Here is a 20,114-nt window from a genome sequence, read left to right on the forward strand (position 1 = left end):
CCTACCTTGCTGGGTCGTGACGAGGCGCCGACGCCTCGTCATCGGTGGTTCCACGCGGCACGGAGACCGCGCGGATGTGCTCCGCGAGCAGCTCTGGGTCAGCAAATCCAGCGAGACGCAACGCACGCCCGAAGGCGCGACGCCGCTCTGCCTGCGCGAAGCAGGCCGGATCGGGGTGCAGATGCGCTCCCCGCCCCGGCAGTCGGCGGGCCGGATCCGGCAGAAGCCGGAGGTCGCCCCCCGTCTCTGCCGCGACGAACCGCAGCAATGACCTGGCCGGCGCGCGTTTGCGACAGCCGACGCAGGTTCGCGTCGGGCCGACCGAGTCCAAGTCTACCCCTCGATCGCGCCGGACGCGTATCCGGTCAGTTCCCCGCCTCGGCCGCATCCCGGTCCGATGCTCCGGCGGGCTCGCTGTCCGGACGGATGTCGATGCGCCACCCGGTCAGCCGGGCGGCCAGCCGGGCGTTCTGCCCCTCCCGGCCGATCGCCAGCGAGAGCTGGAAATCCGGCACGGTGACCCGGGCCGTACGGCTGGCGGCGTCGACCACCTCGACCCGCAGCGCCTTGGCCGGGGAGAGCGCGTTACCGACGAACTGGGCCGGATCCTCCGACCAGTCGATGATGTCGATCTTCTCACCGTGCAGCTCGCTCATCACCGCCCGGACCCGCTGGCCCATCGGGCCGATGCAGGCGCCCTTGGCGTTCACCCCCTGGACGGTGGACCGCACCGCGATCTTCGTCCGGTGACCCGCCTCACGGGCGATCGCGGCGATCTCCACCGTCCCGTCCGCGATCTCCGGCACCTCCAGGGCGAAGAGTTTCTTCACCAGGGCCGGGTGCGAGCGGGACAGGGTGATCTGCGGGCCGCGGAAACCCTTGGCCACGTGCACCACGATGCAGCGGATCCGGGTGCCGTGCGGGTACGTCTCCCCCGGCACCTGCTCGGACTGCGGCAGGACCGCCTCGAGCTTGCCCAGGTCGACGGTCACGATGTTCTTCTCGGCCCGGGCCGCGTCGGCCTGCACCACACCGGTGACCAGGTCGCCGTCGCGCCCCGCGTACTCACCGAAGTGCTGCTCGTCGGTGGCCTCCCGGAGACGCTGCAGGATGACCTGCTTGGCGGTCATCGCCGCGATCCGGCCGAAGTCGTGCGGAGTGTCGTCCCACTCCCGCACCACCGTGCCGTCCGCGTCGAGCTCCTGGGCCAGCACCGAGGCGACGCCGCTCTTGCGGTCGATCTCCACCCGGGCGTGGCTCTCCGCGCCCTCGGTGTGCCGGTACGCGGTCAGCAGCGCGGTCTCGATGGCCGCGAGAATGGTCTCGAACGGGATCTCCCGCTCGCGCTCCAGGGCGCGCAGCGCCGCGAGGTCGATGTTCACTCCTCGCCCTCCCCTTCGTCCTCGTCGTCGTCTTCGACGTCGTCGTCATCGCCGAAATCGGCTTCGTCCATGCGCTTGAACTCGATCTGGACCTTGCCCGCCCCGAGCCCGGCCCATGCCAGCTCGCGGGTCACGCCGTCCACGTCAAGCGCCACACCTGTGTCGTCGGCCGAGGTCACCCGGCCGGTCAGTCCGTCCACCGCGACCAGGCGGCCGATGTTGCGGCGCCAGTGCCGGGGCTCGGTCAGCGGGCGGTCCACCCCGGGGGAGCCGACCTCCAGCTGGTACTCCCCGGCGAGCAGCTCGCCACCGCTCTCGTCGGCGGCGTCCAGGGCCTCGGAGATCTCCCGGGAGACCACCGCCACGTCGTCGAGGCCGACACCGCCGTCGGTGTCGATCAGCACCCGGACCACGAACCGGCGGCCGGCCCGGGTCAGGGTCAGGTCCTCCAGGTCGTAACCGGCCTTGGTGACCACCGGCTCGACCACCTCGCGGAGCCGGGCACGGGCGGCGCCCAGATCGACGCGGGGCTGGGGTGCGGCACCACGGGTCTCGGGCTCCGGCCTGGTCCGCCGGCTGCCGGGGCGACCACCGGGCCGGGCCCCGGCGCGACCACGCTGCGTCATCGGGCTCGACCTCTCACTAGCTTTTTCGCGGGACGAAGTGTCCTCGCAGGGAACGACTATATGCCGCCGGGCAGTTCGTGGCCCCGCGGCTGACGCTGAGCGTAACGCGCCGGTGGACGGGCCGGAGCACCGCCGCACCGAATGGTGTTGACTGGCCGGATGCGGATGCACTCACGGCGGGTCTTTCTGGGAGCGGTGGCGGCCGGATCGACGGCGCTCGCCGGTTGTGGGCTGTTCGGCGGCGACCCGGAGCCCGAGCCGCAGCCGGACCCGCTGCAGCCGCTGCTCGACGAGGCGATCGCGCTGGCCGGGGCGTACGACCGGGCGATCGTCGCGAAACCGGACCTGGCCGCCCGGCTCACCCCGATGGCCGACGACCACCGGGCGCACGCCGCCGAGCTGGCCAGGGTGATCGGCGCCGCGGTGGTCTCCGCCGCCCCGTCCGCCTCGGCACCGGCCGGCGCCGCGGACACCCCGGCCACGCTGCGCAAAGCCGAGCAGGCGGCGCAGAAGACCGCGGTGGCGGCGTGCAAGGCGGCCCCGGCCGGGCGGGCCGCGCTGGTCGGATCGATCGCCGCCTGTCGCGCCACACATGCCGAGGCGCTGCGCTGACCCGCTAGGGTTCGCAGCGTGACCGAACAACTCGCCGCCGCCCTCGCCGCCGAGGAGGCGGCCATCTATGCGTACGGCGTGATCGGCGTGCGCCTGCGCTCGGGTGACGAGGTGAACCGGGCCCGCGCCGCCGAGCAGGAGCACCGGTCCCGGCGGGACGCGCTGGTCGCGAAGCTGGCCGAGGCCCGGGCCGGCACGGCGCCCGCCCCCGCGGCGTACCAGCTGCCCTTCGAGGTCACCGACCGGGCGAGCGCGCTCCGGCTGGCGGTGCACGTGGAGGACGGGGTGGCCCAGGCCTGGCGGGTGCTGCTGCCGGTGACCGAGGCCGGGGACCGTACCGACGCGTTGTCGCATCTCACCGACTCGGCGATCCGTGCCACCCGCTGGCGGAGGCTGGCCGGCGTGACGCCGCTGACGATGGCCTTCCCGGGCCGCCCGGATTCCTGACGATCGGGCTCACCCGGCCGGGGTGATCAGCCGACAATGAGGACGTGATCGACGCCCTCGACGCCACCTCCCCCCGCGGGTCACTCGCGATCCGGCTGCGCGAAGCCGTCCTGGACCGGTGGCGGGCCGAGGTCGTGGCGATCGGCCTGTACGGGTCGACGGCGCACGGCGACGACACCGACGGCAGCGACATCAACCTGGTGGTGGTGACGTCCCGCCCACGGACCGGGCCCAGGCCGGCCCGGCGGCTGGTCGACGGCATCCCGGTCGACCTGCGGGTGATCACCGCCGAGGACGGGCTGGGCCAGGCCCGGCAGCTGGGCCCGTGGTGGCCGTTGCGGGCGGACGGGTTCATCACCACGTTCCCGCTGATGGATCCGCGGAACTGGTTCAAGGACCGGCGGGAGGCGCATCTGACGCTGCTGACCGAGGCGCGCCCGATGGAGTTCACCGGACAGGCCCGGCACAACTGGGCGATCGCGAACGGCGCGTACGCCCGGGCCACCCGGCAGAGTCGGCGTGACGACACCGACGCGGCCCTGATGCCGGCCGCCGAGGCCCGGCTGCACGCGGCGATGGTCACCGGATTCCTGACCCGCACCTATTTCCGCAACGCCACCGACGCGGTCCGGCACACCGGGGTGGCCACCGCCGGCATGCCGGAGCTGGAGGCGATCCTGCGGTATCAGGCCGAGGAGCTGACCGCGCGCGGCCGCCCGGTGGACGGCCGGCTCGGCGCGCTCTTCGACTGAGACCGGGACCCGGGTCTACGGCAGGGTCAGGATCTCCGCGCCGTCGTCGGTGACCACCAGGGTGTGCTCGAACTGGGCGGTCCACTTCCGGTCCCGGGTGACGACCGTCCAGCCGTCCTTCCACACCTCGTACTCGTACGTCCCGAGGCAGATCATCGGCTCGATGGTGAAGGTCATGCCCGGCTCCATCACGGTGGTGAGGTCCGGCCGGTCGTAGTGCGGGATGTACAGCCCGGAGTGGAACGTCTCGCCGATGCCGTGGCCGGTGAAGTCGCGGACCACGCCGTAGCCGAAGCGCCGGGCGTACGCCTCGATGACCCGGCCGATCACGTTGATCGGGCGGCCCGGGGCGACCGCGCGGATGCCCCGCATCATCGCCTCGTGGGTCCGCTCGACCAGCAGCCGGGCCTCCTCGCCGACCTCGCCGACGCAGAAGGTGGCGTCGGTGTCGCCGTGCACGCCGTTCAGGTACGCGGTGACGTCCACGTTGATGATGTCGCCGTCCTCCAGCACGGTGGAGTCCGGGATGCCGTGGCAGATCACCTCGTTGAGCGAGGTGCAGCAGGACTTGGGGAAGCCCTTGTAGCCCAGCGTCGACGGGTAGGCGCCGTGGTCGAGGATGAACTCGTGCACCACCCGATCGATCTCGTCGGTGGTCACCCCGGGTTTGCAGTGCTCGCCGGCGAGCTGGGTGGCCTGGGCGGCGATCCGGCCGGCGATCCGCATCTTCTCGATCGTCTCGGCGGTCTGCACGTGCGAGCCGCGCCACTCCTTCGGGCGTTTCTTGCCGACGTACTCGGGGCGGACGATCTGCGCCGGGACCGATCGCGTGCGCGACTGCTTTCCGGGCACGAGTGGGGCACGTACGGTCATGGACTCCAGCCTAACCACCCGTGGGCCCCGTCCTTGCCGCCCCCGTGGGCCTGTGGAATCGTGGTCGGCGTGGATCAAGAGGACCCGGGCTTCTCCGCCGTCGGCGAGGTCGCCGGTGATCGTGTCACCGTGCGGGTGTCCGGTGAGGTCGACATGGCCACCGCGGACGCGATGTTCCGGGCCGCCACCCCCGGCCGGGTCCGGGCGGCCACTCTGGACCTGCGGGCGGTCACCTTCTTCGACTCGGCCGCCATCCACACCCTGGTCCGGCTGGCCGACCACTATCCGGGCGCCCTGAAGGTGTTCCCGTCCGACCGGGTGCGGCGGGTGCTGGACATCTCCGGGCTCGGGCACCAGCCCTGGGTCAGCGCCGATCAGGGCTGACCGAGTGGGCGGCGCAGCACCACCTCGGTGCCCTCGGCGGAGCGGTGCACGGACAGTTCGGTGAGGGCGCCGATCAGGGCCAGCCCCCGGCCGCGGAATCCGGCGTCGGTGGCCGGCCGCCAGCTGCCGGTGTCCCGGATCGCGACCAGCACCGCCTCCGGCTGGAACGAGGCGGTCACGGTGATCACCGGTTCGGCCGGGTCGACCGGGTGCTCGATGGCGTTGGCCGCCGCCTCGGAGACCGCCATCACCAGGTCGAAGGCGTCGTCGTCGGAGACCCGGTGGGCGGCCAGGAAGTCCTCCAGCCGGCGGCGCAGCACGATCAGCCGGCCGGCGTCGGCGGGCAGCCGCAACACGAACTCGCGGGGTTCGGTGACCTCCATCGCGACCAGCGCCACGTCGTCCCGCCGGGCGCCGCGCCGGGTGGCCTTGGCCAGCAGCTTGTCCAGCAGGTCGTCGATGTGCTCGGTGGGTTTGGCGACGTCGGCGGTCAACTCGCTGAGGCCGTCGTCGATGGCCTGCCGGCGGTCCTCGATCAGCCCGTCGGTGTAGAGCAGCAGGCGGGTGCCGGCGTCCAGTTCGGTCTCCCGGGTGGGGTAGGTGACCGACCCGAGCGCGCCGACCGGCGGGCCGAGCGCGGTGTCGTACAGGAAGGTCCCGGTCTGCCCGGCGGGGATCAGCACCGGTGACGGATGCCCGGCCGAGGAGTAGCGCATCCGCCGGGTCCGCGGGTCGAAGCCGACACACAGGACGGTCGCGAACTGCCGCCGGCCGAGCGTGTCGACCAGGCGGTTGAGGCGGCTGAGGGCGGTCCCGCAGTCGAAACCCTCCAGCAGGTACGCCCGGAGAGCGTTGCGCAACTGCCCCATCCCGGCGGCCGCCTGCACCCCTTTGCCGACCACGTCCCCGATCACCAGGAACAGTTCGCCGTCGGGGCCGGCGATCACGTCGTACCAGTCGCCGCCGACCCGGGCCTCGCTGCTGCCGGGGAGGTATCGCCCGGCCACGATGGCGCCCGGCACCCGGGGCAGTGACTGCGGCAGCAGGCTGTGCTGGAGGGTGGCGGCGATCCGGTGCTCGGTCTCGTAGAGCCGGGCGTTGGCCAGCCGCAGCCCGACCAGCCGGGCCAGCTGGGTGAGCACCACGGTGTCGACCGGCCCGCCGGGGCCGGACCAGACCCGCAGTTCGCCCAGGGGCGGCCCGCTGGTGTCCGGCAGCGGCAGGACCGCGGCCGGGTGGGCCGTGCCGGCCGCGCCGCCGTCCCGTTCGGCCCGGCCGTCCGGGGTGGTCAGCACCACCCGCCCGGCCGCGGTCATCGCCTGCACGTGCCGGGCGGCGACGTCGAGCACCTCGGCGGTGGTGGGCACCGCGTTGAGGGCGGCGGTGGCGTCGACCAGCCCGCGCAGGTTGCTGACGATCTCCCGGCGCAGCTGGCCGAGTTCCAGGTTGGCCCGGACCCGGGCGATCAGCTCGCGGGTGGAGAACGGCTTGGCCAGGTAGTCGTCGGCGCCGGCGGACAGCCCTTCGACCGCGGACTCCTCTCCGGCCCGGGCGGACAGCACCACGATCGGCACGTCCCGGGTCCGCGGCTCGGCCCGCAGTTCGGCGATCAGCCCGAAGCCGTCCAGCCGGGGCATCATCACGTCGGTGAGCACCAGGTCGAACTGTTGTTCCCGGGCGAGTTCCAGGGCCGCGGCGCCGTCCACCGCGGTGGCCACGTCCCAGTGTGGCGAGAGCAGCCGGGACACGTGGTCGCGCAGGTCGGCGTTGTCGTCGGCGAGCAGGATCCGGCCGCCGGGCTCGCCCTGCCGGGGCTGCGGGATGCCCGGCCCGTCACCGGCCCACCAGGTGGCCTCGTCGACCCAGAGGCGGGGCTCGGCCGGGTCGCCGGGTGGCGCCGGGTCCGCGCTGACCCGGTCGGCCGGCAGGTGGGCGGTGCCGAACGGGATCCGGACGGTGAACTCGCTGCCCGCGCCGGGGCGGCTGCGCACCGCGACCGTGCCGCCGTGCAGTTCGGTCAGCTCGCGGACCAGGGCCAGCCCGATGCCGGTGCCCTCGTGGCTGCGGGACCAGGCGCCGGTGACCCGGTGGAAGCGGTCGAACAGCATCGACTGGTCGGCTTCCGGGATGCCCGCGCCGGTGTCCCGCACGATCAGCTCGGCCTGCCCGCCGGCCGCCCGGACCAGCACTTCGACACCACCCTCGCGGGTGAACTTCACCGCGTTGGAGAGCAGGTTGAAGACGATCTTCTCCCATAGCTCGTGGTCGACGTACACCGGCATGGTCATCGGTGGGGTGTCGAGGGTGAGCGCGAGCCCGGCCCGGTCCAGGGCGGGGCGGAAGGTCCGGGCCAGTCGCGCGGTGTGCCCGGCCAGGTCGGTGGGGCGGTAGACGGCGCGCAGCCGGCCGGACTCGGTCCGGGAGAAGTCGAGCACCGTGTTGACCAGTTTGAGCAGCCGCAGCGCGTTGCGGTGCACCGGCAGCAGCCGGGCCCGCAGCTCCGGGTCCTCGATCAGGTCCTCCAGCGGGCCGAGGATCAGGGTCAGCGGGGTCCGGAACTCGTGGCTCACGTTGGAGAAGAACTGGGTCTTCGCCCGGTCCAGCGCGGCCAGCTCGGCGGCCCGCTCGCGCTGCTGCTGGAAGGCCCGGACGTTGGCCACCCCGCGGGAGATCTGGGCCGCGGCCAGGTCCAGGAAGTCCCGGTAGTCGTCGTCCAGCGGGAGGTGGCGGCTCACCCCGACGGCCAGCGCGCCGACGGTGTCCGCGCCCACCCCGATCGGCAGGATCAGGGCCTCCTCGGCGGCGGCCGGGGCCGGGACGGTCAGCAGTGCCAGCGGGATCCGCCCGGGGTTCCCCTCGGTGATCACCTCGCTGATCGCCGGGTGCGTGCCGGCTCCGTCCAGGATCAGCTCGGCGAACGGCACGTCCTCGGCGTCCGCGGTGAGCACCGCGGCCGTCTCGGCGGCCAGCACCGCCTGGTCCGAGGTGGCGGAGAGACGCCGGCCCAGGGCGCTCAGGGTGCGCAGCCGGCGCTCGCCGAGGACCCGGCCGGTGGTCTCGGTGACGATGCACATCACGCCGCCGGGGACGCCGTCGCCGGAGCGGATCGGATCGAACGAGACGTCGAAGTAGGTCTCCTCGACGTACCCGTACCGCTCGATCATGAAGAGGTGGTCCCGGGCCTCGAACGACCGGTCGTCCGCGACCACCCCGTCGAACAGCTGCCGCAGCACGTCCCAGACCTCGCCCCACAGCTCCCGGCCGGGCCGGCCGAGGAAGCCGGGGTGTTTGCCGCCCATGGTGACGATGTAGGCGTCGTTGTAGAGCACCACCCGCTCGGGTCCCCAGAAGACGATGATCTGGGCCCGGGAGGCCAGCATGGTGGCGACCGCGTCGACCAGCTCGACGGGCCAGCCGGCCGGGTCGCCGACGGGGGTCGCCGCCCAGTCCAGACCGGACATCCGGGCGCCCATCTCGCCACCCCGCTCGAAGGCGTTGCTCAACCGCCTCGGCAGGGCAGTCATCAGCGCCTCCCATGTCCCGCCTGATCCGCGAGACAGAACCTAACATCGGACAGCCGGAAGCGCTCGTCAGGCGGCTACCGACCGGGCCTCCACCGACGCCTCGACCAGAGCCGCGAAGACCCTCAGGTCGGCGGTGCGCTCCGGGTGCCACTGCACACCCAGGGCGAAGGTGTGCGCGGGATGCTCGACGATCTCGATCACCCGGTCGTCCGGGCACCAGCCGACCGGGACGAACTCGCCGGGGTCGGCGATCGCCTGGTGGTGGAAGGAGTTGACGGTCAGGGAGCGGCCGAGGAGCCGGTGCGCCATCGAGCGCTCCTCGACCACCACGTCGTGCCGGCCGTAGTCGGAGGCCCCGGCGGCGAGCGGATCGGTGCCGGCCGCGGCCCGGTGCCGGTCGTGGCCGATCAGGTCCGGCAGGTGCTGGTGCAGGCTGCCGCCGGTGGCCACCGCCATCACCTGCATGCCCCGGCAGACGCCGAGCGTCGGCAGGCCGGCGGCCAGGGCGGCCCGCATCAGGATCAGCTCGGAGGCGTCCCGGGGGCCGTCCACCTCGGTGGCCGGGTGCGGCGGCGCGCCCCAGTGCGCCGGGTCGACGTCGCCGCCGCCGCAGAACACGATGCCGTCGAGGGAGTCGATGACGTCGGTGCCGGGGTCGTCGGGGGTGATCAGCACGGCCCGGCCGCCGACGGCGTGCACCGCCTTCACGTAGGTCATCGGGAGCATCCCAGCCAACAGGTCGTTCCGGCCGTGCCGCACCTGTTCGGCGTAGGCGGTCATGCCGATCAGGGGTCGCTTCGTGGTCAAGAGTTCTTCTCCTCGGAGGCCGCCGCCACCAGGGCGCCGAAGAGCCGCCGGTCGCGGCTGACCTCCGGATGCCACTGCACACCGAGAACAAACCGCCGATCCGGATCCTCGACCGCCTCGGGCAGGCCGTCGTCGGCCCAGCCGGTCACGGTCAGCGAGCCGGGGTCGGCGACGCCCTGATGGTGGAAGCAGTTGATGGTCGTGTCGTCGCCCATCAGGGCGGCGATCCGGCTGCCGGGCGCGAACCCGGCGGACCGGGAGCCGTAGACGCCCGGCCCCGGCCGGTGCTTCTCGTGCCCGAGCAGGTCCGGCAGGTGCTGGTGCAGGCTGCCGCCGGCGGCCACGGTGAGCAGTTGCATGCCCCGGCAGACGCCGAGCAGCGGCAGGTCGCGGTCCAGGGCCGCGCGGAGCAGCAGCAGCTCGGCGGTGTCCCGTTCGGGATGGGTGACGGTGTGCGGCCCGGCGGTCTGGCCGTAGTGCGCCGGGGCCACGTCCGGCCCGCCGGACAGCACCAGGCCGTCCAGGCGGTCCAGCACGTCGGCGTCGAGATCGTCCGGCGGGAGGACCACCGCGCGGCCTCCGGCGAGGCGGACCGCCTCGGCGTAGTCGTGCGGGACCAGCGTGGTCGGGAGATCCACCCACACTCCCCAGTGGGCGGGGAGCACGTAGGACGTTATGCCGATGATCGGACGCATCGCACCACCGTAATCACAGGTGCGCGGCGCCGGAGATCCGACGCCGCGTCACGGGCCCCTCTGTCCCACCCGCACGGGAGCTGGACCGCACGGACGGGGATTCGACCCTATACACCTGTGTGAGCTGGGTGTACAGGGAACCTTCTCCACGGTAGCGGGTGATTAAACCCTCACAACGGAGTTACGTACGCTCCGGTGATGCCGCCGTCGACGACGAACTGCGAGGCGGTCATGAACGACGCGTCGTCACTCGCCAGGAACGCCACCGCGGCGGCGATCTCGTCCGGTTCGGCGAACCGGCCCATCGGCACGTGCACCAGCCGGCGGGCGGCCCGTTCCGGATCCTTGGCGAACAGCTCCATCAGCAGCGGGGTGGCCACCGGGCCGGGGCAGAGCGCGTTGATCCGGATCCCCTCCCGGGCGAACTGCACCCCCAGCTCCCGGGTCATCGCCAGCACGCCGCCCTTGCTGGCGGTGTAGGCGATCTGTGACGTGGCCGCCCCGAGCAGGGCCACGAACGACGCGGTGTTGATGATCGAGCCCTTGCCCTGGCGCTGCATGTGCGGGATGGCGTACTTGCAGCAGAAGAACACCGAGGTCGTGTTGACCTTGAGGACCCGTTCCCACGCGTCGATGCCGGTGACCAGGATCGAGTCGTCGTCGGGCGGCGAGATGCCGGCGTTGTTGAAGGCGATGTCGACCCGGCCGTGCCGTTCGGCGACGCCGTCGAAGAGGGCTTTGACCTGCTCCTCGTCGCTGACGTCACAGGACACGAACTCGCCGCCGACCTCCTCGGCGACCGCTTTGCCGGCCCCTTCGGAGATGTCCACGCAGACTACGAAGGCTCCTTCGGCCGCGAACCGCCGAGCGGTGGCCAGACCGATTCCACTACCGGCGCCGGTGATCACGGCGACCCGGTCCCGCAGACGTTCCACTCAGTCTCCCGTTGAGATGAATACGTTCTTCACGTCGGTGAAGGACAACAGGGCGTCCGGTCCCAGCTCACGACCCAGGCCGGACTGTTTCATACCACCGAACGGCGTCCAGTAGCGCACCGAGGAGTTGCTGTTGACGCTGAGCGCGCCGGTCTCCACCGCCCGGGAGACGCGCAGCGCACGGCCCACGTCCCGGGTCCAGATCGAGCCGGAGAGGCCGTACTCGGTGTCGTTGGCCAGCGCGATCGCCTCGGCCTCGTCCCGGAACGGCAGCACGCTGACCACCGGGCCGAAGATCTCCTCCCGCCAGTGCCTGTCGTTCGGTGAGGCGGCCAGCAGCACGGTCGGCGGGAACCACCAGCCGTCCTGATCAGGTGTGCTCCCCTGGAAGGCGACGTCGGCCCCGTCCAGGTAGGACGTGACACTCGATCGTTGCCCGGAAGAGATCAGTGGACCCATTTCTGACAAATCATCATTAGGATCCAAAACCCGGAATTGTCGTACGGCCGACTCGAACCGTTCCAGGAACCTGTCGTACACCGACGCTTCCACGAGCAGCCGCGACCGGGCGCAGCAATCCTGACCCGCGTTGTCGAAGACCGCGCCGGGAGCACCGGCCGCCGCGGCGTCGAGATCGGCGTCCGCGAAGATGATGTTGGCGCTCTTGCCGCCCAGCTCCAGCGTCACCCGCTTCACCTGATCGGCACAGCCGGCCATGATCGACTTGCCGACCTCGGTGGACCCGGTGAAACAGACCTTGCGCACCGCCGGATGGGTGACGAACCGCTGCCCCACCACGCTCCCCTTCCCGGGCAGCACCTGGAACACGTACTCCGGCAGCCCGGCCTCCAGGGCCAGCTCACCGAGCCGGATCGCGGTCAGCGGGGTCAGCTCGGCCGGTTTGAGCACCACCGTGTTGCCGGCCGCGAGCGCGGGCGCGAACCCCCAGCCGGCGATCGGCATCGGGAAGTTCCACGGCACGATGATCCCGACCACGCCGAGCGGCTCGTGGAACGTCACGTCGACCCCGCCGGCCACCGGGATCTGCCGCCCGGACAGCCGCTCCGGCGCGCCCGCGTAGTAGTTCAGCACGTCCCGGACGTTGCCGGCCTCCCACCGCGCGTTGCCGATGGTGTGACCCGCGTTGCGTACCTCAAGCCGGGCCAGGTTCTCGATGTCGTCCTCGACCACCGCGGCGAACCTGCGCAACAGGCGCGCCCGGTCCCCGGGAGACACCCGGCGCCACTCGTCGAAGGCCTTCCGCGCACGGTCGATCGCCAGGTCGGTCTCCTCCAGACCCAGCGACGGTACGGTCGTGAAGACGCCCCCCGTCGACGGGTCGATCACCTCTGTAGTCGCCACGACAAGATCCTCACACTCAGAGGCGCTCGAAGCCACGACGCAACTCCCAGTCGGTGACCGCGGCGTCGTAGGCGGCCAGTTCCACCCGGCCCATGTTCGCGTAATGGGCGACCACGTCCGCGCCGAACGCCGATTCCGCCACCGCGCTGCCCGCCCACAGGTCGGTGGCCGCGCGCAGCGTCCCGGGCACCCGCCCGGCGGTCTCGTCCCGGTAGGCGTCACCGGCGAACTCGTCCTCCAGCGACAGCTCGTTCTCGATCCCGTGCAACGCCCCGGCGACCAGGGCGGCGATCGCCAGGTACGGGTTGACGTCCCCGCCCGGCACCCGGTTCTCCACCCGCATGCCCTGCCCGTGCCCGGCGATCCGCAGCGCGCAGGTGCGGTTGTCGACCCCCCAGCGCAGCGCGGTCGGCGCGAACGATCCGGGCTGGTAGCGCTTGTACGAGTTGATGTTCGGCGCGAACAGCAGGCTGAACTCGCGCATGGTGGCGAGCAGCCCGGCCAGCACCCGCTGCCCGGTCACGCTCAGATGGGCCGGCCCGTCGCCGAGCATCGCCGACCTCCCGTCCGGCCCGCGCAGCGAGAAGTGGATGTGGCAGGAGTTGCCCTCCCGCTCGTTGGGCTTGGCCATGAAGGTGAGCGCCATGCCCTCCTGGGCGGCGATCTCCTTGGCTCCGTTCTTGTAGATGACGTGGTTGTCGGCGCTGGTCAGCGCGTCGGCGTAGCGGAAGGCGATCTCGTGCTGACCGAGGTTGCACTCGCCCTTGGCACTCTCCGGGAGCAGGCCCGCGCCGTACATCTCGTTGCGGATCCGGCGCAGCAGCGGCTCCACCCGGGCGGTGCCGAGCAGCGAGTAGTCCACGTTGTACTGGTTGGCCGGGATCAGGTTGCGGTAGCTCTTGTCGAACGCCTGCTCGTAGCTGTCCTTGTAGAGCACGAACTCCAGCTCGGTCCCGGCGAACGCGGTGAGCCCGTGCGCCGCCAGCCGGTCCAGCTGGCGGCGCAGGATCTGCCGGGGTGACGCGGGCACCGGCTGCCCGGCGGCGTCCAGGACATCGGCCAGCACGATCGCGGTGCCCGGCTGCCACGGGACCCGGCGCAGCGTGCTGAAGTCGGGCTTCATCACCAGATCGCCGTAGCCGGTGGACCAGGAGGACATCTCGTAGCCGTCGACGGTGTTCATGTCCACGTCGACCGCGAGCAGGTAGTTGCATCCCTCGCTGCCACCGGACACCACCTCGTCCAGGAAGTACCGCCCGTGCAGGCGTTTGCCCTGCAGCCTGCCCTGCATGTCGGTCAGGGCCAGCAGCACGGTGTCGATGCTGCCGTTGTCGACGGAGACGTCGAGCTCCTCGAGATCCATGGATCAGTCCTATCAGTCGGTGGGTTCGCCGTGGTGGGCCTTTTCCAGGAGGTTCTGCTTCGGGCCCGTGAACCACTTGCGGGCGCTGGCGAACCACCAGATCGCGGCCGCTCCGAGCACCACCGCCACCGCCACGATCGTGTAGTTGAAGGTCTCGGCGGTGATCGGCGAGGCGGGCGGCAGCACGAAGAGGACGCAGATGATCCCTACCCAGACGATCGCGATCCATCCGATCGGGGCGCTCCACCGGCCCAGGTTCCACGGGCCCGGCTCGAAGTCCGGGCTGAGCCGGCGCAGCAGGACCGGTCCGACGTAGGCGATGTAGAGGCCGATCACCGCGATCGAGGTGGCGGCGAAGTAGGCCACCGTGTTCCAGAGCGACGGCAGCACCAGGACGGTGGAGAGGGAGACGCAGAGCCAGATGGAGTTGGTGGGCGTACCGGTGCGGGGATTGACCTTCTTCCAGATCCGTGAGCCGGGCAGCGCGTCGTCGCGGGCGAAGGCGTAGGACATCCGGGAGTTGGCGGTGACCGAGGCCATCCCGCAGAACCACTGCGCGACCATGCAGATGAAGAGCAGGAAGATCCCGAGGTCGCGGCCGACCGCGTCGATGAAGATCTGCGCCGGGGGCAGGCCGAGGTCGGTGCCGAGCGCGCCCTCGTAGTCCTGGATGGACCAGGTGATCGCGACCAGCAGGACGAAGCCGGCGATCACCGACACCACCACCGACATCACGATGCCGCGGGGCGCCGCGTTGGCCGCGTCGTGGGTCTCCTCCGCGACGTGCGCCGAGGCGTCGTAGCCGGTGTACGTGTACTGCGCCATCAGCAGGCCCATCAGCACCGCGTAGATGCCCGCCCCGGCGAAGGTGAAGCCGGTGGCGTTGTAGACCTCGGTGAACACCTCGGAGATCGGTTTGTGCTGGTCCGGGACGATCGCGAGGATGCCGACGATCACCGCGACACCGATCAGGTGCCACCAGGCGCTCACGTCGGAGAGGATCCGCACCAGGTTGACGCCGAAGGTGTTCAGCAGCCCGTGCACCACGATGATGACCAGGAAGATCAGGAACGTGGAGAGGGCGGTCACCTCCAGCCCGAAGGTGAGGCTGAGGAACGCCGCCGTGGTGATCGCCGCGCCGAAGTCGATGGCCGCGGTGACGGCCACCTCGCCGAGGAAGTTGAACCAGCCGACGAACCAGGCCCAGGCCGGTTTGTTCTTCTTGGCCAGCGCGGCCGCCCACCAGTAGAGGGCGCCCGCGGTCGGGTAGGCCGAGCAGACCTCGGCCATGGCCAGGGCCACGAAGGTCACCATGACACCGACGAAGAGCCAGCCCAGGGTGATCGCGATCGGGCCGCCGGCCTTCATGGCGATGCCGTACGAGGTGATCGCACCGGCCAGGATCGAGATGATCGAGAAGGAGACGGCGAAGTTGGAGAAGCCGGAGAGCCGGCGGTGGAGTTCCTGTTTGTAGCCGAGTTGAGCGAGTCGTTCCTCGTCGGTGCTCATCAGACGTGCCCCCTACACAGGAGAGAGACTGTGACCTGAGCCACTGCTCCGGTCATGATCGCTCCGCAGTGTTACGGGCGTCAATGCGCAGGGTTAATTGCGTTGCCGCACCGAGCGTGCGGTGCGAGCCTTGAGTCACGGCGGTTCCTCGGCAGGATCGCCAGTGGACACCCCTCCCGCGGCGGCGCGGGGCGCGGTCACCTCTCTCACGGCAAGCGCCCGCCCCGCACCGCCGCCCCTTCCCCTTCACCGGACATTTATGCAGCTCAGTCTGACTTTTGTTGAAAAAAATCTACAGCGGCGACTCTAGAAATTTCGGCTGTACAGGCCTACATTTGATTCGTCGGCCAAGGTCGGCAACGCAACTGGCACTGTCGCTAAGTTGGAGAAGGAGGACGAGATACCGCAGCAACGCGTAATCAAGACGTCCCCGACCCGACATGAGGTGATCGCAGCCGATGCCCAACACTCCGGTCGACTGCTAGCGGCACGCAGCCGGTCGACCACATGCGCCGGTTAGTGACCGGCACGAGAATTGAAAAGCCGAGGCCCCGGTTACCCGCCGGGGCCTCGGCCTGTGTCTGATGGGTGGCATGGACCGCGACAGTCCGATCTACAGCATGGGCCGCGCCGCCGAGACGATCGGTGTGACGCAGGCCTTTCTGCGCAGTCTCGACGAGGCCGGGCTGATCGAGCCGGAGCGGTCGGCCGGCGGCCACCGGCGCTACTCCCGGCATCAGCTCGACCTGGCCGCCCGGGCGCGGGTGCTGCTCGACGAGGGCTTCCTGCTCGCCGCCGCCTGCCGGATCGTCACCCTGGAGGACCGGCTGGCCGCCGCGCACCGGCACATCCGGGCCCTCGGCGGCCGGGTGACACCGGACGAGGACGCGACGATCCCCACGCAGACGCGACGTTCCTGAGGATCCGTGCGATCGTCGGTCCATGCCATCGGTGACCCCCGACGAGTGGCAGCGCCCCGGCCCGACCGCCCGCCAGCGCCGCACCGACCTGTGGAGCGGTCTGGCGGTGGCCGCCGTCGCCCTGGTCAACCTCTTCTCCGCCCGCGGCGGCGGGATGTTCGACTTCGACCACGCCGCCGCGCTGCCCGAGCAGATCTGGTGGGTGCTCGCCACCACCCTGCCGCTGACCGTGCGCCGGTCGTACCCGGACGTGGTCGCCGTGGTCATCTCGGTCGCCTTCATCGCCGGCCAGTACCGCGGCTCCCAGGAGCAGCAGATCGCCACCGGCACCCTGTTCGCGGCGATCTACACGCTCGGCGCCTGGGGCCGGCACCGGGACCGCTCGCGGATCCTGCGGCTGTCGATCATCGGCGGGATGTTCGGCTGGCTGGTCCTGTCCTTCTTCCTCTTCTCCGGCGATCTGCCCGGCCCGGCCGCCACCACCTCGCTGGCGATCAACGCCTTCGTGGTGAACGTCGCCTTCTTCACCTTCTGCCACGTCATGGGGGACGCCGTGTGGAACGGCGCCCGGCGCCACCACGAGCTGGCGGAACAGGCCGCCGAGCTGCGGGCCGCGCAGTCGCTGGCCGCCGGGCGGGCCGTCCTCGCCGAGCGGGTCCGGATCGCCCGGGAGCTGCACGACGTGGTCGCCCACCACGTGTCGGTGATGGGCATCCAGGCGTCCGCCTGCCGCCGGGCGCTGGACAAGGACCCGGACCGGGCCCGGATCGCGCTCACCGCGGTCGAGGAGGGCGCCCGGACCGCCGTCGACGAGCTGCGCCGGATGCTGGGCGCGCTGCGCTCCGGCGAGACCGAGCCGGCCGCCGTCGAGAAGATCGGCATCGACCGGCTGCCGGAGATCGCCGAACGGGCCCGGGAGGCCGGGCTGACCGTGGGCTTCGCCGTCTACGGTGAACCGGTGCCGCTGCCCGAGTCGCTGTCCCAGACCGCCTACCGGATCGTTCAGGAGGCGGTGACCAACACCCTCAAGCACGCGCACGCCCGGTCCCTCGACGTCCGGGTCCGCTACCTCAACGGGGAGCTGGAGATCGACGTCACCGACGACGGGCGGGGCGGTTCGGCGGCCGGCGGCGGGATGGGCCTGGTCGGCATGCGCGAGCGGGTGTCCGTGCACGACGGCGCCCTCACCCACGGCCCGCACCCGGACGGCGGCTACCGGGTCCGGGCCCGCTTCCCGTACTCCACCGGGGTGGCCGCATGACCGTGCGGGTGCTGCTGGCCGACGACCATCTGCTGGTCCGGACCGGCTTCCGGGTCATCCTCGAGATGGAGGACGACATCGAGGTCGCCGGGGAGGCCGCGGACGGCACGACAGCCGTCGAGATGGCCCTGCGGCTGCGCCCGGACGTGGTGCTGATGGACGTCGAGATGCCCGGGATGGACGGGCTGGAGGCCACCCGGCGGATCGCCGCCGGGGGCGGGCCGTCGGTGCTGATCCTGACCACCTTCGACCGGGACGACTACCTGTTCGCCGCGCTCCGGGCCGGGGCCAGCGGATTCCTGCTGAAGAACGGCACCCCGGAGGCCCTGACCGAGGCCATCCGGGTGATCGCGGCCGGGGAGGCCCTGCTCGCCCCGGCCGTCACCCGCCGGGTGATCGCCACCTTCACCGCGCCCGGCCACTCCGGCGTCCGGCTCGACCAGCTCACCCCGCGCGAGCACGAGGTGCTGGTCCGGCTGGCCGGCGGGGCCACCAACGCGGAGATCGCGGCCGCCCTGCGACTGGGCGAGACCACGGTGAAGACCCACGTCAGCCGGGTGCTGATGAAGATCGGGGCACGGGACCGGACACAGGCGGTGGTGATGGCGTACGAGCTCGGGGTGGTGGTCCCGGGTCCTCCGCCGGTATGACATACCCGAGTCGGACGACACGGCATCGCTCGATCAATAGCGTGGACACATGACAACCGCCCTGAACCTGGAGGCCGTGAACCGGTCCTTCGGCGAGCGTCAGGTCCTCAAGGACGTGTCGTTCGCGGTGGAGTCCGGCCGGCTGACCGGATTCGTCGGCGCGAACGGCGCCGGCAAGACCACCACCATGCGGATCATCCTCGGGGTGCTGGCCGCCGAGTCCGGCTCGGTGCACTGGCGCGGCGCGCCGCTGACCCGCGCCGACCGGCAGCGCTTCGGCTACATGCCGGAGGAGCGCGGGCTCTATCCGAAGATGACCGTCGGCGAGCAGATCGTCTACCTGGGACGGCTGCACGGCATGAGCGCCGCCGACGCCAAACGCCGCACCACCACCCTGCTGGAGCGGCTGGAGCTGGCCGAGCGCGCCGGGGAGACGGTGGAGAAACTGTCGCTCGGCAACCAGCAGCGGGCGCAGATCGCCGCCGCCCTGGTGCACGACCCGGAGCTGCTGGTCCTGGACGAGCCGTTCTCCGGCCTGGACCCGATCGCGGTGGAGAAGGTGCTGGCCGTGCTCCGTGAGCGGGCCCGCTCCGGCGCCGCGGTGCTCTTCTCCAGCCATCAGCTGGAGCTGGTCGAGCGGCTCTGCGACAACCTGGTGATCATCGCGGACGGCACCATCCGGGCCGCCGGCTCCCGGACCGCACTGCGCGAGCAGTACACCCTGCCCCGCTACCGGATCGAGGTGGACGGCGACGCCGGCTGGCTGCGCGACGAGCCGGGCGTCACCCTGACCGAGCTGGACGGCGCGCACGCCGTGTTCGACCTGGCCCCGCGCGCCGACGACCAGGCGGTGCTGCGGTCCGCCCTGGCCCGTGGCCCGGTCCGGGCGTTCGGCCCGGTCCGCCCCTCCCTCGCCGAGATCTTCCGAGAGGTGATCCGATGACCACCCTTCAGGCCACCCGGCTGGTCTTCAGCCGGGAGATCGCCGCCAAGCTGCGGGACAAGGCGTTCCTGTTCAGCACCATCTCGTTCCTGGTCGTCCTGATCGGCTCGATCGCCATCCCGGCCTGGCTGGACGGCGGGCCGACCCGGGTCGCCGTGGTGGACGGCACGTTCACCCCGGCCCTGCGCGCCGCCGAGTTGGAGGTCCACGAGACCGGCGACGCGGCCGCCGCCGAGCAGTTGCTGCGCGACGGCGAGGTGGCCGCCGTGGTGCTGCCCGGCCCCAAGGTGATCGCCATGGAGGAGGCGCCGGGCGAGGTGATCAGCCTGCTCAGCACTCCCCCACAGATCGAGCTGCTGGAGGCGCCCGCCTTCGACCCGGCCTTCACCATCGTCGTGCCGCTGGCGCTGGCCATGCTCTGCTACATCACGTCGCTGCTGTTCGGCATGCAGATCGCGCAGAGCGTGGTGGAGGAGAAACAGACCCGGATCGTGGAGATCCTGGTCGCCAGCATCCCGGTCCGGGCACTGCTCGCCGGCAAGGTGGCCGCGATGACCGTGCTGGCCTTCGCCCAGGTCGGCCTGCTCGCGGTGATCGCGCTGGTCGGCACCCGGGTGGCCGGGCTGGACACCGGGCTGATCGACGCGATCCGGCCGGCGATCGGCTGGTTCCTGCCGTTCTTCGCGCTCGGCTTCGTCATGCTGGCCACCCTCTGGGCCGCGGTCGGCGCGCTGGCCGCCCGGCAGGAGGACCTGGGCAGCACCTCGGGGACCGTACAGATGCTGGTGTTGATCCCGTTCTTCGCGGTGATCTTCATGCGGGACAACGCCGCGGTCCTGACCGCCCTGTCCTACTTCCCGTTCGCCGCACCGATGGCCATGCCGATCCGGATCTTCGAGGGCGACGCGGCCGCCTGGGAGCCGTTCGCCGCCCTGGCGATCCTGGCGGTCAGCGCGTTCGCGATGCTGCTCGTCGGCGCCCGGGTCTACCAGGGCTCGCTGCTGCGGACCAGCGGCAAGACCTCGTTCATGGCCGCCTGGCGCACGAAGAGCACGGTGGCCTAGGGCAG

Annotated in this window: 20 protein-coding genes; 9 read left to right on the forward strand and 11 right to left on the reverse strand. The window is 71.5% G+C overall.

What is annotated here, in order from left to right:
* Position 1 precedes the first annotated feature (1 nt).
* Genes ACQ0O7_RS21220 through rimP form a run of 3 tightly spaced genes read right to left on the reverse strand, consistent with a single transcriptional unit; the run spans position 2 to position 2,008 of the window.
* Positions 2 to 388, reverse strand: a complete 387-nt coding sequence (locus ACQ0O7_RS21220; RefSeq protein WP_430783873.1) for a YlxR family protein — start codon at positions 386 to 388, stop codon at positions 2 to 4.
* Positions 366 to 1,382 (reverse strand): transcription termination factor NusA, encoded by a 1,017-nt coding sequence (gene nusA, locus ACQ0O7_RS21225; protein ID WP_430783874.1) that lies wholly within the window; start codon positions 1,380 to 1,382, stop codon positions 366 to 368. The genes ACQ0O7_RS21220 and nusA overlap by 23 nt, the downstream gene beginning before the upstream one ends.
* Positions 1,379 to 2,008: a ribosome maturation factor RimP gene (gene rimP, locus ACQ0O7_RS21230; protein ID WP_430783875.1), complete on the reverse strand. Its 630-nt coding sequence runs from the start codon at positions 2,006 to 2,008 to the stop codon at positions 1,379 to 1,381. The genes nusA and rimP overlap by 4 nt, the downstream gene beginning before the upstream one ends.
* 159 nt (positions 2,009 to 2,167) lie before the next feature.
* Between rimP and ACQ0O7_RS21235 the strand changes: the two genes are divergently transcribed.
* From ACQ0O7_RS21235 to ACQ0O7_RS21245, 3 genes are read left to right on the forward strand one after another with little or no spacing between them, the layout of a single operon-like run.
* Positions 2,168 to 2,620: a hypothetical protein gene (locus tag ACQ0O7_RS21235; protein WP_430783876.1), complete on the forward strand. Its 453-nt coding sequence runs from the start codon at positions 2,168 to 2,170 to the stop codon at positions 2,618 to 2,620.
* Positions 2,621 to 2,638: 18 nt separating this feature from the next.
* A complete protein-coding gene (locus ACQ0O7_RS21240) occupies positions 2,639 to 3,067 on the forward strand; it encodes a ferritin-like domain-containing protein (RefSeq protein ID WP_430783877.1) in 429 nt (142 codons plus the stop codon).
* A 44-nt stretch (positions 3,068 to 3,111) separates the two neighbouring features.
* Positions 3,112 to 3,819, forward strand: coding sequence for a nucleotidyltransferase domain-containing protein (locus ACQ0O7_RS21245; RefSeq protein ID WP_430783878.1), 708 nt, complete (start codon positions 3,112 to 3,114; stop codon positions 3,817 to 3,819).
* A 15-nt stretch (positions 3,820 to 3,834) separates the two neighbouring features.
* On the opposite strand, the gene map is transcribed toward ACQ0O7_RS21245, so the two are convergent.
* Complete coding sequence (gene map / locus ACQ0O7_RS21250; protein ID WP_430783879.1) at positions 3,835 to 4,692, reverse strand: type I methionyl aminopeptidase; 858 nt, start codon at positions 4,690 to 4,692, stop codon at positions 3,835 to 3,837.
* Between the two features lie 69 nt (positions 4,693 to 4,761).
* Here map and ACQ0O7_RS21255 point away from each other — a divergent pair, with 69 nt between their 5' ends.
* On the forward strand, positions 4,762 to 5,076 hold the full coding sequence (locus tag ACQ0O7_RS21255) for an STAS domain-containing protein (RefSeq protein WP_430783880.1): 315 nt from the start codon (positions 4,762 to 4,764) through the stop codon (positions 5,074 to 5,076).
* On the opposite strand, the gene ACQ0O7_RS21260 is transcribed toward ACQ0O7_RS21255, so the two are convergent.
* The 7 genes from ACQ0O7_RS21260 to ACQ0O7_RS21290 all read right to left on the reverse strand — a co-directional run bounded on the left by ACQ0O7_RS21260 (position 5,067) and on the right by ACQ0O7_RS21290 (position 15,271).
* Positions 5,067 to 8,600, reverse strand: a complete 3,534-nt coding sequence (locus ACQ0O7_RS21260; RefSeq protein ID WP_430783881.1) for a SpoIIE family protein phosphatase — start codon at positions 8,598 to 8,600, stop codon at positions 5,067 to 5,069. The two genes, ACQ0O7_RS21255 and ACQ0O7_RS21260, sit on opposite strands and share 10 nt — an antisense overlap.
* Before the next feature lie 66 nt (positions 8,601 to 8,666).
* On the reverse strand, positions 8,667 to 9,380 hold the full coding sequence (locus ACQ0O7_RS21265; protein WP_430784018.1) for a gamma-glutamyl-gamma-aminobutyrate hydrolase family protein: 714 nt from the start codon (positions 9,378 to 9,380) through the stop codon (positions 8,667 to 8,669).
* A gap of 23 nt (positions 9,381 to 9,403) precedes the next feature.
* Positions 9,404 to 10,102, reverse strand: coding sequence for a gamma-glutamyl-gamma-aminobutyrate hydrolase family protein (locus ACQ0O7_RS21270; RefSeq protein WP_430783882.1), 699 nt, complete (start codon positions 10,100 to 10,102; stop codon positions 9,404 to 9,406).
* A gap of 170 nt (positions 10,103 to 10,272) precedes the next feature.
* Entirely contained in the window at positions 10,273 to 11,037 is a 765-nt protein-coding gene (locus ACQ0O7_RS21275) for a 3-oxoacyl-ACP reductase (protein WP_430783883.1), read from the reverse strand.
* Complete coding sequence (locus ACQ0O7_RS21280) at positions 11,038 to 12,399, reverse strand: aldehyde dehydrogenase family protein (protein ID WP_430783884.1); 1,362 nt, start codon at positions 12,397 to 12,399, stop codon at positions 11,038 to 11,040.
* Between the two features lie 16 nt (positions 12,400 to 12,415).
* Entirely contained in the window at positions 12,416 to 13,762 is a 1,347-nt protein-coding gene (locus ACQ0O7_RS21285; RefSeq protein ID WP_430783886.1) for a glutamine synthetase family protein, read from the reverse strand.
* 12 nt (positions 13,763 to 13,774) lie between these two features.
* Positions 13,775 to 15,271: an amino acid permease gene (locus ACQ0O7_RS21290; protein WP_430783887.1), complete on the reverse strand. Its 1,497-nt coding sequence runs from the start codon at positions 15,269 to 15,271 to the stop codon at positions 13,775 to 13,777.
* A gap of 593 nt (positions 15,272 to 15,864) precedes the next feature.
* Between ACQ0O7_RS21290 and ACQ0O7_RS21295 the strand changes: the two genes are divergently transcribed.
* The 5 genes from ACQ0O7_RS21295 to ACQ0O7_RS21315 are packed head-to-tail and all read left to right on the forward strand — an operon-like array spanning position 15,865 to position 20,109.
* Entirely contained in the window at positions 15,865 to 16,191 is a 327-nt protein-coding gene (locus ACQ0O7_RS21295; RefSeq protein ID WP_430783888.1) for a MerR family transcriptional regulator, read from the forward strand.
* A gap of 22 nt (positions 16,192 to 16,213) precedes the next feature.
* On the forward strand, positions 16,214 to 17,452 hold the full coding sequence (locus ACQ0O7_RS21300; RefSeq protein WP_430783889.1) for a sensor histidine kinase: 1,239 nt from the start codon (positions 16,214 to 16,216) through the stop codon (positions 17,450 to 17,452).
* Positions 17,449 to 18,102 (forward strand): response regulator, encoded by a 654-nt coding sequence (locus ACQ0O7_RS21305; RefSeq protein WP_430783890.1) that lies wholly within the window; start codon positions 17,449 to 17,451, stop codon positions 18,100 to 18,102. The genes ACQ0O7_RS21300 and ACQ0O7_RS21305 overlap by 4 nt, the downstream gene beginning before the upstream one ends.
* A 49-nt stretch (positions 18,103 to 18,151) precedes the next feature.
* A complete protein-coding gene (locus tag ACQ0O7_RS21310) occupies positions 18,152 to 19,045 on the forward strand; it encodes an ABC transporter ATP-binding protein (RefSeq protein ID WP_430783891.1) in 894 nt (297 codons plus the stop codon).
* A complete protein-coding gene (locus ACQ0O7_RS21315; RefSeq protein ID WP_430783892.1) occupies positions 19,042 to 20,109 on the forward strand; it encodes an ABC transporter permease in 1,068 nt (355 codons plus the stop codon). The genes ACQ0O7_RS21310 and ACQ0O7_RS21315 overlap by 4 nt, the downstream gene beginning before the upstream one ends.
* The last annotated feature ends 5 nt before the right edge of the window (positions 20,110 to 20,114 follow it).

The sequence above is a fragment of the Actinoplanes sp. G11-F43 genome, from assembly GCF_050589265.1.
Classification (GTDB): domain Bacteria; phylum Actinomycetota; class Actinomycetes; order Mycobacteriales; family Micromonosporaceae; genus Actinoplanes.

What these genes read in the sequence shown, in the direction of transcription:
- ACQ0O7_RS21235 (WP_430783876.1), top strand. Translation starts at nt 2,168, where the DNA reads ATGCGGATGCACTCACGGCGGGTCTTTCTGGGAGCGGTGGCGGCCGGA.
- ACQ0O7_RS21260 (WP_430783881.1), bottom strand. Translation starts at nt 8,600, where the DNA reads ATGACTGCCCTGCCGAGGCGGTTGAGCAACGCCTTCGAGCGGGGTGGC.
- ACQ0O7_RS21285 (WP_430783886.1), bottom strand. Translation starts at nt 13,762, where the DNA reads ATGGATCTCGAGGAGCTCGACGTCTCCGTCGACAACGGCAGCATCGAC.
- ACQ0O7_RS21310 (WP_430783891.1), top strand. Translation starts at nt 18,152, where the DNA reads ATGACAACCGCCCTGAACCTGGAGGCCGTGAACCGGTCCTTCGGCGAG.
- ACQ0O7_RS21265 (WP_430784018.1), bottom strand. Translation starts at nt 9,380, where the DNA reads ATGACCGCCTACGCCGAACAGGTGCGGCACGGCCGGAACGACCTGTTG.
- map (WP_430783879.1), bottom strand. Translation starts at nt 4,692, where the DNA reads ATGACCGTACGTGCCCCACTCGTGCCCGGAAAGCAGTCGCGCACGCGA.
- ACQ0O7_RS21305 (WP_430783890.1), top strand. Translation starts at nt 17,449, where the DNA reads ATGACCGTGCGGGTGCTGCTGGCCGACGACCATCTGCTGGTCCGGACC.
- ACQ0O7_RS21300 (WP_430783889.1), top strand. Translation starts at nt 16,214, where the DNA reads ATGCCATCGGTGACCCCCGACGAGTGGCAGCGCCCCGGCCCGACCGCC.
- ACQ0O7_RS21290 (WP_430783887.1), bottom strand. Translation starts at nt 15,271, where the DNA reads ATGAGCACCGACGAGGAACGACTCGCTCAACTCGGCTACAAACAGGAA.
- ACQ0O7_RS21315 (WP_430783892.1), top strand. Translation starts at nt 19,042, where the DNA reads ATGACCACCCTTCAGGCCACCCGGCTGGTCTTCAGCCGGGAGATCGCC.
- ACQ0O7_RS21220 (WP_430783873.1), bottom strand. Translation starts at nt 388, where the DNA reads ATGCGGCCGAGGCGGGGAACTGACCGGATACGCGTCCGGCGCGATCGA.
- ACQ0O7_RS21270 (WP_430783882.1), bottom strand. Translation starts at nt 10,102, where the DNA reads ATGCGTCCGATCATCGGCATAACGTCCTACGTGCTCCCCGCCCACTGG.
- rimP (WP_430783875.1), bottom strand. Translation starts at nt 2,008, where the DNA reads ATGACGCAGCGTGGTCGCGCCGGGGCCCGGCCCGGTGGTCGCCCCGGC.
- ACQ0O7_RS21295 (WP_430783888.1), top strand. Translation starts at nt 15,865, where the DNA reads ATGGACCGCGACAGTCCGATCTACAGCATGGGCCGCGCCGCCGAGACG.